Annotated in this window: 10 protein-coding genes; 4 read left to right on the forward strand and 6 right to left on the reverse strand. The window is 40.0% G+C overall.

Annotated features, from left to right (window positions below):
- Positions 1-209 precede the first annotated feature (209 nt).
- Positions 210-1172, reverse strand: coding sequence for a UV DNA damage repair endonuclease UvsE (gene uvsE / locus V7077_RS01735; RefSeq protein ID WP_335498115.1), 963 nt, complete (start codon positions 1170-1172; stop codon positions 210-212).
- Between the two features lie 120 nt (positions 1173-1292).
- On the opposite strand from uvsE, the gene V7077_RS01740 reads away from it, so the two are divergent.
- The 3 genes from V7077_RS01740 (at position 1293) to V7077_RS01750 (ending at position 5325) form a co-directional block, all read left to right on the forward strand.
- On the forward strand, positions 1293-2837 hold the full coding sequence (locus tag V7077_RS01740; protein ID WP_335498116.1) for a spore germination protein: 1545 nt from the start codon (positions 1293-1295) through the stop codon (positions 2835-2837).
- Complete coding sequence (locus V7077_RS01745) at positions 2834-3997, forward strand: Ger(x)C family spore germination protein (RefSeq protein WP_335498117.1); 1164 nt, start codon at positions 2834-2836, stop codon at positions 3995-3997. Before V7077_RS01740 ends, V7077_RS01745 begins: the two co-directional genes overlap by 4 nt.
- A gap of 227 nt (positions 3998-4224) precedes the next feature.
- Positions 4225-5325, forward strand: coding sequence for a GerAB/ArcD/ProY family transporter (locus V7077_RS01750; protein WP_335498118.1), 1101 nt, complete (start codon positions 4225-4227; stop codon positions 5323-5325).
- Positions 5326-5377: 52 nt separating this feature from the next.
- Here the strand turns inward: V7077_RS01750 and V7077_RS01755 are convergent, their stop codons facing one another.
- The 5 genes from V7077_RS01755 to V7077_RS01775 form a co-directional block, all read right to left on the reverse strand.
- Positions 5378-6877 carry a DEAD/DEAH box helicase gene (locus V7077_RS01755; RefSeq protein WP_420489602.1) on the reverse strand — a complete coding sequence of 500 codons (1500 nt, stop codon included), beginning with the start codon at positions 6875-6877 and terminating at the stop codon, positions 5378-5380.
- Positions 6878-7094: 217 nt separating this feature from the next.
- Complete coding sequence (locus V7077_RS01760) at positions 7095-7793, reverse strand: alpha/beta hydrolase (RefSeq protein WP_335498120.1); 699 nt, start codon at positions 7791-7793, stop codon at positions 7095-7097.
- Positions 7794-7813: 20 nt separating this feature from the next.
- On the reverse strand, positions 7814-9193 hold the full coding sequence (locus V7077_RS01765; RefSeq protein ID WP_335498121.1) for a UDP-N-acetylmuramoyl-tripeptide--D-alanyl-D-alanine ligase: 1380 nt from the start codon (positions 9191-9193) through the stop codon (positions 7814-7816).
- Positions 9194-9266: 73 nt separating this feature from the next.
- Positions 9267-10346 carry a D-alanine--D-alanine ligase gene (locus tag V7077_RS01770; RefSeq protein ID WP_335498122.1) on the reverse strand — a complete coding sequence of 360 codons (1080 nt, stop codon included), beginning with the start codon at positions 10344-10346 and terminating at the stop codon, positions 9267-9269.
- Positions 10347-10611: 265 nt separating this feature from the next.
- Positions 10612-11388: a hypothetical protein gene (locus V7077_RS01775; RefSeq protein ID WP_335498123.1), complete on the reverse strand. Its 777-nt coding sequence runs from the start codon at positions 11386-11388 to the stop codon at positions 10612-10614.
- Positions 11389-11636: 248 nt separating this feature from the next.
- Between V7077_RS01775 and mgtE the strand changes: the two genes are divergently transcribed.
- The gene (gene mgtE / locus V7077_RS01780) at positions 11637-12995 is read left to right on the forward strand and encodes a magnesium transporter (RefSeq protein ID WP_335498124.1); all 1359 of its coding nucleotides are present in this window, start codon (positions 11637-11639) and stop codon (positions 12993-12995) included.
- Positions 12996-13178 lie beyond the last annotated feature (183 nt).

The following is a 13178-nucleotide window of genomic DNA, read 5'->3' on the forward strand; positions in this document are numbered from 1 at the left end:
AGTGGAACCTCTAAAGTGTCCAATAGAGTTTGTCTATCGGACACTACAAAAGAAAAAGTCAAAAATTTGTCCAATAGCCGAGTTTCTATTGGACAAAAAATTTATGAAATTAGGGGGATTGTCGAATAGAACACCTCTATAAGACAAACTCCCGAAAAAAACCTCTAAAGTGTCCAATAGCCGAGCCTCTAATAGACAACATCCCTCCCCTAATCCACCACAAAATTCGTCTGATCCAGCCATTCCAAACTGTCCCGCTCCTTTAAATCCCGAACCAGCTGAAACAGCGCCCCATCCTTTTGCTTCGCTTCAATCATACAATGAAGCTCAGGTACGCTCCCCTTCACTTCATGTAAAAACGTCAAAAACATCTCCGGGTCCACATAATCAGCATGCGCTCGAAACTCATTCTCCGAGCGTGGACTCGAAATATGCATCTTAATCGGAAGGTCAGAATGATCCCAGCTCGAAACAATCCGATCCCAATCCGAGACCCAATCCCCCTCTTCATGGTTCGCAAGGTGGTGATGGTAATCAAACACCATCGGAATCCCTAACTTCTCACATAGATATAACGTCTCCTTGACCGTAAACGTCGTGTCATCATTTTCTAACATAATCATCTTTTGTATCCCAGGCTTAATGTAGCCCCAATTATGAATAAACTGTTCCAGTGCTTTTTCCTTATCATCGTATCCTCCGCCAACATGCAGCACACACCGATGCTCAGGATTGACCTCCATTCCCCTCAATAGAGCCTCATGCATCGATAATGTCTTCAAAGAGTTTTTTAGAATCTCTTTATCTAAAGTATTTAACACAACAAAGTGGTCCGGATGAAAATCGACTCTCATCGAGTGGCCCTTTAAAAATTCCGCAATCTTCCCAAGAACCTCCTTTAGCGGCTTGATATAGTTCCAGTCCCCTAATTCCTCATGGTTAGCGAGTGGAATCAGCCGGGAGCTAAAACGGAAAAACTCAATGTCATTCCCTACATTATGCTTGAGAAGGCGCAGGCAATTTTCTAAATTAGACTCAGCAATCCTTTCTAATTTCCGAATTGCAGCTTCGCGGTCTTTAATTTTTGAGAATTGGGCAAACGTCATGGTTTGGGAAGGCGAGGCATGCTGCAATTCTACGCTCATTGCTACATACCCAAGTTTTACAATCATCTTTTTCCACCCCTACTATTTATCGATATCCTTATTCTCACCTAACGATCTATTTCAACTACAAATTATTTTCTCAAAAAAGGGAAATCTATAAAAAAGTTTGCAGAGAGAGTGAACACCATGCCCTTCTTTTCAAAAGAAAAAAAGCAAAACCCTAACAACAAACCTCCTGAACAAGTTTTTTTAGGAGAAGATTTTGACACCCGCTTTAAATGGCTGAAGCAATCATTCCATCAATGTTCAGATATCACAATCTACGAATTAACCGCTAAACGTACCCGCTGCGGTATTGTCTACTTGCAGAATATGGTCGATGAAGCGTTATTTGATGAGCAGGTCCTAACCCACATCGTGAATGAGCATTTTGCCTCCACACAAAAGGAATTTATTCACAAATTACTTGAATTAAAATTGATTAGCTCGATGTCAAGCAGTGTTCTGACCGATATGCAAAAGGCAGTAGAACTTGTCCTTGATGGAAATATACTAATTTTTTTCGAAGGTGACCAGCGGATGCTTGCCTTCCCATTACAAAAATTTGAGAAAAGAGCCATCAGTGAGCCTGCAAATGAAAATGTAATCAGAGGTCCTAGAGAAGCATTTGTTGAGGATATTCATACGAACATTACCCTTATTCGCAGGAAGATCAAGTCGCCCTCCTTAAAAATGGAACAGCTTGTGTTAGGGGATTATACAAAAACAAAAGTAGTCATTGGTTACCTAGAAGGAATATGCAAGCCAGAAATCATCGAAGAAGTGAGACAGCGGATTGGTCGTATTCAAATGGATGGTGTATTAGGAAGCAGTTATATAGAAGAGAATATTGATGATTTCCCATTATCACCCTTTCCGCAGTCACAAAAAACAGAGCGTCCTGATGTTGTTGCTGCAGCCCTGCTCGAAGGAAGAGTGGTTATTTTTGTAGATGGAACACCTATCCCTCTTATTGTACCGGTTATCCTTACTATGTTTCTTCAATCACCGGAAGATTATTATCAACGATATGTTTTCGCCAATTTCGTCCGATGGCTGCGGATGGCTTTTTTAGTTATATCACTGCTGTTTCCATCCTTCTATATTGCGTTGACCACCTTTCACCCTGTGATGATTCCATCCGATCTATTATTGAGTGTAGCAGCAGCGAGGGATTTAGTTCCCTTTCCAGCATTAATAGAGGCCCTTATTATGGAATTAACATTTGAAGCCTTAAGAGAAGCCGGACTTCGGATTCCAAAAGCAATCGGGCAGGCCATTAGCATATTAGGTGCATTAGTTATCGGGCAAGCAGCCGTTCAAGCAGGAATTGTTTCTGCACCAATGGTCATTATTGTTTCTTTAACAGGAATTGCCTCGTTTATCGTACCGTATTTTGATATGGGTTTTTCAATTCGCCTGCTCCGTTTTCCTATTATGTTCTTGTCTGGGAGTTTTGGCATATTTGGATTGATGATTGGCTGTCTCCTTATTTATATTCACTTGGTACACCTGCGCTCTTTCGGCATGCCGTATATGGCCCCTATAGCGCCATTACGTGTTAGAGATTTAAAGGATACAATCTTACGTGTACCTTGGTGGTTAATGAGACGCCGCCCTTCATTCACCGGAACAAGTGATTCGCAAAGGTCCAATATCAACTATCCATTTGAAGAGGAAGATGAAGATTGATTAAAGCTTTATTTTTAACGATGGTAGTAAGCATATTTTTTTTAACAGGCTGTTGGTCTCGTGTAGAAATAAACGATCGAGCGTTTGTCTCAACCATCCTAGTGGATAAAGGGAAAAATGGCAATATTGAAGTAACCTTAACCTTCCCACTCCCCAATCGACTTGCTACAGGTCAATCAGGCGGAATGCTGTCATTAGGGAAACCTTATGCAACCTTAACTTATTCAGGCACAAATGTATCACAAGCCTTTCATAAAATGCAGGTTGATTTGCCGAGAAAAATTAGTTTTGGACAAGCGAAACTTGTGATTATTGGTCAAGAAATGGCTAGGGAGGGAATAACCAAGATATTGGAATTTATTATTCGTGAACCCAGCCTTAACATCAATCTAGCTATGTTTGTAACACCTGGAAAGGCAAAGGATATTATTAATATGGTTCCAACCTTTGAGCGGTCGCAATCACGAATACTGTTAGGTTTCACCAAAAATGATATTGCACTTTTAACTACACCTAAGGACTTTCTTGAAACAGTAAATGGTGATATGGCCGTCAGTATTTTAAAAGTAGGAAAACGCAAAATGGTTAGTGAGAATGGAAAAAAAGTTGTATGGGTTGGTACAGATGGAGTCGCTTTATTTAAAAATTACAAAATGGTCGGTAAGCTATCCTCTTATGAAGGACGAGGGGCCTTGTGGCTCCGAAACACGATCAAGCGTGCACTAGTTACGATTCAATCACCAACTGACCACAAAGAAATTAACTTAACCGTATTGCAGGCAAAAGCAAAAATTCATCCTTCAAAAAGCGAACCATATACGTTTGATGTTCACTTCAGTGTCGAAGATGACCTTTCCGAATCGGACTCATCAATCGATTTGAGTAAGGAGACAACTATTAAAAAATTAGAATTAATTGCAGAAAAAGATATAAAAGAAAGAATTGAGGCAGCCTTTACCGCCTCTAAAAAAGCAGGTGCAGATGCCTTTCAATTTGGTGAATATTTATCATGGTATAAACCAAAAATATGGAAAAAGTCAGCAAGGAATTGGTCGTCACTTTATCAAGACAAAGTAAAGCTTAATATCTACGTAGATCTAAAGATAAAAAGAAGGGGTACAGAGAATAATCCATTTTGGACAAAGGAACTAAGCCCATGATTATCATTATTATATTTTTCATGATTATCTTTTTTTACGAATGGAATTACCTTAAGAATCGAAAGCGCAAAAAAAGAACGTTCTTCATTGTTTTAGGTATTATGGGTGTTTCTTTCTGTTATTGTATTTTTACACATCTCTTCAAGTATAGCTTGAATCCCAATGAATTAATTGAAATCCTTTTTAGACCGCTGCAAGACAAGATTATAAGTTAGGTGGGGCACTCGTTGAAAACTGAGGGGATTTCTCAACATCAAATCATCCATTTTTTAATTCTCTTTTTCTTCTCAACATTTGTTGGGTTTTCTTCGGTCCAACTCGTTAAAATGACACAATATGATTCCTTAATTGTCATTTTTATCGGAGGTTTAAGTGCAGTTGCTCAAGCCTTTATAGGAATAAAACTTGCCAATCGAAGACCAGATCAATTTATTGTGACTTATGGAAAAGAAATCTTTCCTTACTGGGTCCACCTCCTCCTTATGGGGGCAATGTTCTTTTTTTGCTTTCACGGCAGTGCCTTTATGTTAAGAGAGTATGAGGACTTCATTATCCAAGTCTATCTGCCGGAAACCCCAAACTGGGCGATTGGGATTCTTTTTGGTGGTACTGTTGCCATAATGGCTCGATTAGGTATCGTGACGTTATTTCGATCCGCTCAAGGTTTATTTTTTATCACCATCCTAGCTATTCTTTTAAACACTGTCTTTGTTGGGAGAGAGCTAAGATGGGAGCGTTCGATCGCATTCATAACCAATCATGATATCCATGGTATTTTACAAGGAAGTTATTTTATCTCGCCCTTTTTCAGCGAGATAGTCCTATTAATTTTTATCTATCCCTATATAATGGATAAGAAAAAAACAAGAAGATCGCTTTTCTGGGCGATATTCTTTTCGATTAGTCTGATTATCCTCTATATTAGTTTTTTAATCCTTCTTTTTGGCCCAAATTTAACGACTCATTTAGCTTTCCCAATATTAGAGATGGTTCGATACATTAAAATTGCTGAATTTATCGAGAACTTAGATCCGCTATTAATCGCTGTTTGGTCTACAATGGTTTATATCAAAATTAGCTTTTTCTTTTATTTGGCGGTTCATATTCTTGCCCAGTTATTAAAACTAAAAGATTATAGGCCTTTAACATTTTCATTAGCAGCCGTTATGATTTCCATGTCGATAACTATGGCGGAGAACTTTGCAAGTCTTAGTGGTGTTTATGAACACTCATGGCCTACCTTTGCCCTTTGTGTAGAGTCCATCCCCTTATTATATCTTCTGATGGATACCATTAAGAAAAATATGAAGAAACAGCCGACCGATTAATCAATCGAGAATCAAAAAAAGAGCAAGGATCCAGTCCTTGCTCTTTTTACATTTATTGATGGTTATAGCTTCTTGGCTTTGATGTCTTACCGCCAGTTCGCTTTTCACCGCTTCTTGGTTTTACTGGTGCTTTTTTTCGGTTACGATCAGAGTTGTATGAACCTCTAGAGTCATCTCTTCTACGACGGTCTCCTCGATCAAACTGTTTTCTATCTCTTTTTTGTGGCAGCGGAGATTCTTCTGTTAATTTAACAGGAGTAGTATCAGGCTCTTTTGTTAACATCTTTAAGACTGCAGCCACAACGGTTTGAGCATCATTGCCATCTAATAATTCTTGTGCTGCTGCTTTGTAATAATGAAGGTTGTTGGATTCAATTGTTTGTACAATTTTATCTACAACTGCACGTTGTTGACCTTCCAAAGCCTCATCAAGGGTTGGAGCTTGCATTCTTTCCATCTTTCTCTTCGTTGTTTTTTCTACAACGGCAAGGTAAGATTTCTCACGTGGTGTGATGAAAGTCATCGCAACACCCGTCTTTCCGGCACGGCCAGTACGGCCGATACGGTGAACGTAGCTCTCCGGATCCTGCGGAATATCAAAGTTATATACATGTGTAACGCCTGAAATATCCAAGCCCCTTGCTGCTACATCCGTTGCAACAAGGACATCAACTGTTCCTTCTTTAAACTTACGCAGGACGGACATACGCTTTGCTTGAGTTAAATCGCCATGAATACCTTCGGCTGTATATCCTCTTAAAGTCAATGCTTCCGATAATTCATCAACACGTCGCTTGGTCCGGCCAAAAACAATGGCAAGTTCCGGTGATTGAATATCAAGAAGTCTTGTTAACACGTCAAATTTATTTCTTTCTTGCACTTCAATGTAATATTGTTCAATTAAAGGAACGGTCATTTCTTTCGTTTTTACACGAACAATTTGCGGATCCTTCATGAATTTTTCTGCCATTCTTTGAATAGGTCCAGGCATTGTTGCAGAGAACAATAGCGTTTGGCGCTCTGCAGGTGTTGAAGCAAGAATCGATTCAATATCTTCGATGAATCCCATGTTCAACATTTCATCTGCTTCATCAAGAATAACAGTATTAACAGTATCAAGACGCATTGTTTTCCGATTAATGTGGTCTAATACACGTCCAGGGGTTCCAACAATAATATGTGGAGCCTTCTTTAGAGAGCGAATCTGGCGGCTGATATCCTGGCCACCATAAATTGGCAGAACGCGAACTCTTTTTCCTGCCCCGATTTTATACAGTTCTTCTGAAACCTGGATCGCTAACTCACGAGTTGGGGCGATAATAATTCCTTGGATGGCATCCATTTTTACGTCAACCTTTTCCACCAACGGAATTCCAAAAGCAGCTGTTTTACCTGTTCCTGTTTGAGCTTGCCCGATCAAATCTATACCTTTTAGCCCCAACGGAATCGTCTCTGATTGGATTGGTGTAGCTTCCTCAAAACCCATTTTGAGGACAGCTTTTAAAGTGGCTTGACTTATGCCTAATTCTTCAAACTTTGTCAATGTGTTCATTCTCCTTCATCTATATGAAAATATTTGGTATATAAGTGCTGAATATACAAACATACGCATCAAAATGCGGTAATATTACTTCTTTATTTTACCAAAAAAAAGACATTCTCCAAAAGAGTATGCCCTTCAATCATCGTTCTTTAGACACGTTGATGAATATCATACCACTATTTCTATTATTTTGCAATAAAGACATGTTTTAAACCAATCTTGTACTTTAAATAGTCCTTTTCTCCATTAAAAAATTCAGCACTTGAGAAAATAGGGTAACCCGTTCATCACAGTGGCAAATAAGATGCTTGGAATGCTTGAAAAGGGAGAGTTTTTTCTGTTTGGCACTTATCGTATGGAATAAATATTCAGCGCTTTTAGGCGGCACAATCCCGTCACACTCCCCTTGTGCAATAAAGGTTGGCACGTTTACCTGATGCAGTAGAGGTTTAATAAAAGAAACAAGCCTGCGGAATTGCAAGGTAGCCGCAAAGGGTGTTTCTGTTATTTTTCGTTTATAACGGAGAAATAATTCATTTTCTTGTAATTTTCCGCACAGGGAATCTTTTATCATCTCTTTGATATCAACTGCTAATTGCTTGAGGTTAACATAGTAAGCAGCTGCACTCAAAAGAATAAGCTTGTCCACAGGGTATTGGGCGGCAAGATAGCTGGCTATCATTCCTCCCATTGAAAAACCAACCACAAATACCGTGTCACAGGAATCAATCAGTTTCGTCAATTCAGCCTCAGCATGATTGATCCAATCTTGATAGTGCACCCCCTTTAGGGAGCCGGGAGCACCATGCCCCGGCAGTGTAGGGACACTAATTTTCCAGTCAGTTCGTTCTTTTAAAAACTCTGCCAGAGGCTCGACTTCATAAGGAGCACCCGTAAAGCCATGAATCAGTAAGCAGCCAATCATATTCTCACCTGCCCATCCCTTTACTTCTTTTGTAAGGATTGAACAATCTCCTCTAATCTCATTCCGCGTGAAGCTTTAACAAGAACAAGTGTGGTTTCATCTACATATGTTTTTAGCTTTTCAATCAGTTTTGACTTATCTCTAAAAGCAAATACCTGATTCTCGCCTAAAGCTTGACGGGCTCCTTTGGCAATATGTCCGCCTAACTCACCATAGGTGAACAGATAATCAATTTTTTCAGGATTTAGCCCTGAGCCTATTTGCAGATGGTACTGTTCTTCCTGCGGCCCGAGCTCGAGCATATCTCCGAGCACGAGAATTTTTCGTTTATAGCCTTGAAGATTGGATACCAATTCAATCGCTGCCATCATTGATGTTGGGCTCGCATTATAAGCATCGTTGATAATCTTTTCACCTTGTTTTCCTTCAACAAGTTCCATACGCATGTTTGTAAGCTTAATGTTAGCCAACCCTGGATTCATTTTTTCAAATGGAATCGAAAAATAACGGGCAATCAACATTGCGGCTAGTGCATTTAAAATATTATGTGTGCCGAGAACCGGAAGTTCAAAGGTCGTCTCTGATACATTAATTTTAAAGGAGTTGCCTTGCTCGATTTGGGTTATATCCTTAGGATAAAGATCATTCGTTACATTTCTTCCAAAGGTTTGGATATTAATATTCCCTTTATATTGGAAGATCCGCTCCATTAATAAAGGCTCATCACCGTGGAGTACGGCAAGTCCACCATCACGGAGCCCTTGAAGTATTTCAAGTTTTGCTTCGGCTATCGCTTCTCTTGAACCCAAGTCAAGCAAGTGAGATTCCCCGATGTTGGTAATCACCACGGCATCCGGGCAGGCAAGTTTTGTCAGGAAGGCAATTTCCCCACGGCCGCTCATTCCCATCTCCAATACTGCAATTTCAGTCTCCTCACTTAATCCTAAAACCGTTAAGGGGAGACCAAGATGGTTGTTGTAGTTCCCTTCAGTCTTTTGAACCTTAAACTGGGTGGATAATAAACTTGCTGTCATATCCTTTGTAGTGGTTTTACCATTACTGCCCGTAATCCCCACTACTTTAACGGATAATTCCTGTCGATATTTTCGCGCCATCTCCTGCAAAGCAACAAGGCAATCGTCAACAAGTAAGATTGGCAGTCCTTGCGGCGGATTAGGGACATCCTTTTGCCATAGAGCAGCTGCTGCCCCCTTTTTGATTGCCTCTTCTACATATTTGTGACCGTCGGCATGTTCACCTTTAAAGGGTACAAATAAATTTCCTGCTTGAACTTTTCGCGTGTCGATGGTAACCCCCTCAATGACAACATCAGCATATGGGGTAATATCATTTATGGCGGAGGCCATGTCTGAAATCTGTTTCAAAGAACGTTTGATCAATTGGTTGCCCTCCTTTTTCTAATTGCTAAATAGAAACGGACACGGCATCTGAGCCGTGTCTCCATTATTTTAATTAAAACGTATACTTAATCTGCTGTTTCTCCGCATGTCGTTCTTGCGCAAGCTGAACAAGTCGTTCAATCAACTGCGGATACTCTAAGCCTGTATGCTTCCATAAAAGCGGAAACATACTGAAAGGGGTAAAGCCTGGCATCGTATTTACCTCATTAATGAATGCTTTGCCATCCTTTGTTAAGAAGAAATCAGCACGAACAAGTCCAGAACAGTCCAGTGCCTTAAACGCACGAACGGCCATCTCCTTCATTTGCGCATACTCTTCTTTGGTCACATCAGCAGGGATAATTAACGCTGTTTCCCCATCTTCATACTTCGCTTTGTAATCATAAAAATCCTTCTTCGGAACGATCTCACCGGCTACAGAACATTCCGGTTCATCATTGCCAAGAACCGCAATTTCAACCTCACGGGCGACGACTCCTTGTTCAATAATGACTTTCCGGTCAAATTGGAAGGCTTCACCAAAGGCAGCATCTAATTCAGCACGATTGGTACATTTGCTGATTCCCACACTAGAGCCAAGGTTTGCTGGTTTAACAAAGCATGGATACCCAAGCTGCTCTTCTACACGAGTATAGGCCTCTTCCTTCGCCTTCGTCCATTCACTTTTGATGAAAGAAACATAGTCAACTTGAGCCAGCCCTGCTTGTGCAAAAATATTTTTCATCAACACTTTATCCATACCAGCAGCTGAAGCAAGAACTCCATTTCCTACATACGGCAAATTGAGCAGTTCTAATAAACCTTGGACGGTCCCGTCTTCACCATTTGGGCCATGCAGTAATGGAAAAATAACATCAATCGCTGCAGCATCTTGCTGACCGGCTTGAAAAAGGGCAGGCGCCAATGATAAAGGGGATAATTGGGGTGCATTGGTGAATTCAAGTGCTTGAACATTTTCAACCGGCTCAAGCAGCTGCGGCCCTTTAATCCACTGTCCTTCAACGTTTATATAAATGGGGTAAATTTCAAATTTCTCAAGGTCTAATGCTCGAATGACAGCTAGAGCTGTCTGTAAGGAAACTTTATGCTCAGCAGATTTCCCTCCATATAACAAACCTAATTTTGTTTTCATTTCTATTCCTCCAAATTCTCTATCACATTTTATTTTAACATTTTACTAATTAAGAAAGGAAATGTCGCAGACCTGTTTTTGATGTTTTTTTCCCTTATGTAGTATTTTATGATGCCTAGTGCTTGCTTCAATACCGTCTATCAGCATTTGTCACCATGTTGAATGATCCGGCCTGCTTATAAAGCACGATTAAGACGAAAGCTAGGAAAGAATCAGCTTCCATTTATAAGAAAAACAGTCCTGCCTCTAGGACTGTTTTTCTATCTTATAGGACATTGAGCTTCCACTCTTTTGTTCTCTTATCAAAGCTGAGTTTGGCATGGTATGGCTTATTGGAAATGTGTTGATACTCCTCATACATATCATCCATATTGTCAAAATCACCCATGACCCAAATTGGAATATCAATTCTTGTCCGTTGGTGTTCCGCATCACGTAAGGATATACAAATACCCTCTTTCATAAACGGTGTTAACGAGAGAAGATATTCTTTATTGACCTGCGGATAACTCCGTTTCTTTCTGATCCCAAGGATCGTTTTTTCAAGCTTAAGTTCCCCAAGCTTAACGGAAATTACTTCACTTAGTAAGTGGAAAAAGTCCTTAAAGCTCCGATAATAAATTTTGTTATACCAACCATCATCATGGGCTAAATAAACAAAGCGATTGCCTAGTTTATTGTAAAATGGCAGCTTTAAATGTTGCTTCTGATGTCCTAGGTATAATAATTCAGCTAATTCCTGACCTGAAAGTTCATTCAATCCTTCTTCCTCAGTAAAATCAATCCAGCAAAAGTTTCCGTAACCGTAAACATCCTCCGCTGCTAACTTATCAATTCGGTCGTCCGGACAATAATCGAGCAGGGTATGCATATTAAAATCAGCATCATCAAAACGGTGCTTGAGTAAAAGCAGATGATTTAATGAACCTGAAAAAGCAGCAGCAAATTCGCTGAATTCAATACCGTAGGACATGACATACTGGTCGGATTGATTAAGATGTACATAGATAAGATCCCGTATGTCTTGATGATGCTTTTTCAAAGCCAAACTCCTCCGATCAACCACATGTAATATGTTAATGGACAGTTTCCATAAAAATTCCAATTTTATTTTTGTAAGTCCTTCCTTATTTTATCAAATTATAGGCCTAATAGCATATTTCATTTCTTTTACAAAAAATTTTCAGCAATTACACATACTATTTTATATATCTTAGTCTTTATTATTTGTTCCTCTACCATTTTTAACAGCTAATTTTTAAGGCACCCACAGAAAGGGGCAATTTTAATATGATAAAAAATATGACTGCAGATGAAATTAGCCTTTATATCATTAAGACTCTAAAGGAAAATAAAAAAACTGAATTTAAAACAATCCTTGAGGAGCTCCAGCCCTATGATGTGGCTAAAATTTATGAGGACCTGCCGGAAAAGCATAAGGGCAGATTTTTACTATTTTTAAGCACTGATGTATTAGCAGACTTAATGGAGGAGCTGGATAAGGAGGAACAGCTTGGACTATTAAATATTCTTGGAATTGAAAAATCCACTAAAGTTTTAGACTTAATGGACAATGACGATTTAGCCCTGTTGTTAAATGAATTATCCCCAGAAAAAAAGGATTCACTTTTATCGGGGATGAAAAAGGAAGAGTCCCATGCCGTTCAAGGCATCATGAATTACCCGCCGGAAACGGCTGGGCGAATTATGACCAATCGCTTTGTCTGGATTCGTGACTATTTTACTGTCAGGGAAGCCGTAGACAAGTTTAAAATATTTGCCGAGTTTGCTGAATCGATCAACTACCTGTATGTCATTGATGAGGCCCGGAAGCTGGTAGGAGTTGTCTCCTACCGCGATTTATTACTGGCCGAACCGGCGGAAAAAATCCGTGACATTATGTATGAACGAGTGATTGCCGTTTCCGTTACCACCGACCAGGAAGTCGTAGCCCAAACGGCTGAACGATATGATTTCCTAGCCATACCTGTTGTAGATGAAAATAATGTCTTAGTCGGGATTGTGACGGTCGATGACATTATTGATATTTTCATCCAGGAAGCGAATGAGGATATTGAGAAATTATCAGCTTCAGGGAAATCGATTGACTTCGAAACAAAAACATTGGTTGCCGCAGCGAGGCGGTTACCATGGCTGATTTTATTATTATTTATAGGTGTTATTTCTGGAAGAATCATTAGCAGTTTTGAGGAGACCCTGCAGAAAGTTGTAGCACTCGCTTTCTTTATGCCGATGATTGCCGGGATGACGGGAAATACCGGTACCCAATCGCTCGCAGTCGTGGTCAGAGGGCTGATTACACAAGATATCAATAGAAAGGTGATTACTCGGTTAGTTGCACGAGAGCTTGGTGTCGGGATTACAATTGGGATAATCTGTGCGATCATTATCGCCATTATCGCCTACATCTGGCAAGGTAATTTAATTTTAGGTGCTGTCGTAGGTTCCTCACTCTTTTTCACGCTCATTATAGGCACCCTCGCCGGTACGATTATTCCATTGATTCTATACCGCATGAAGATTGATCCGGCTGTGGCGTCAGGTCCGTTAATTACCACACTAAATGATATCTTCTCACTCATGACTTACTTTGGGATAGCCACAATGTTTTTAAAGCATTTGATGTGAGAAAAGCGCAAGCGCCTTGATCAGGGGCTGGAGCTGGACAATTTTCAAAGTTATTTTTTATACTTTTTGGCTGTGTTAAAGGATGTGGTTGATTTTTAGCACGTTGATTGGAGCGGAAGGCGGCGAAGACTCCTCGAAAATGCTATCGCATTTCCTTCGTGCGTGGGCGGATTCGAGGATGCA

It is taken from the genome of Neobacillus vireti (genome assembly GCF_036962465.1).
Classification (GTDB): Bacteria; Bacillota; Bacilli; order Bacillales; family Cytobacillaceae; genus Neobacillus; species Neobacillus vireti_B.

Coding starts and splice junctions, on each gene's coding strand:
- uvsE (WP_335498115.1), bottom strand. CDS start 1,172: ATGATTGTAAAACTTGGGTATGTAGCAATGAGCGTAGAATTGCAGCAT.
- mgtE (WP_335498124.1), top strand. CDS start 11,637: ATGATAAAAAATATGACTGCAGATGAAATTAGCCTTTATATCATTAAG.
- V7077_RS01760 (WP_335498120.1), bottom strand. CDS start 7,793: ATGATTGGCTGCTTACTGATTCATGGCTTTACGGGTGCTCCTTATGAA.
- V7077_RS01755 (WP_420489602.1), bottom strand. CDS start 6,877: ATGAACACATTGACAAAGTTTGAAGAATTAGGCATAAGTCAAGCCACT.
- V7077_RS01740 (WP_335498116.1), top strand. CDS start 1,293: ATGCCCTTCTTTTCAAAAGAAAAAAAGCAAAACCCTAACAACAAACCT.
- V7077_RS01770 (WP_335498122.1), bottom strand. CDS start 10,346: ATGAAAACAAAATTAGGTTTGTTATATGGAGGGAAATCTGCTGAGCAT.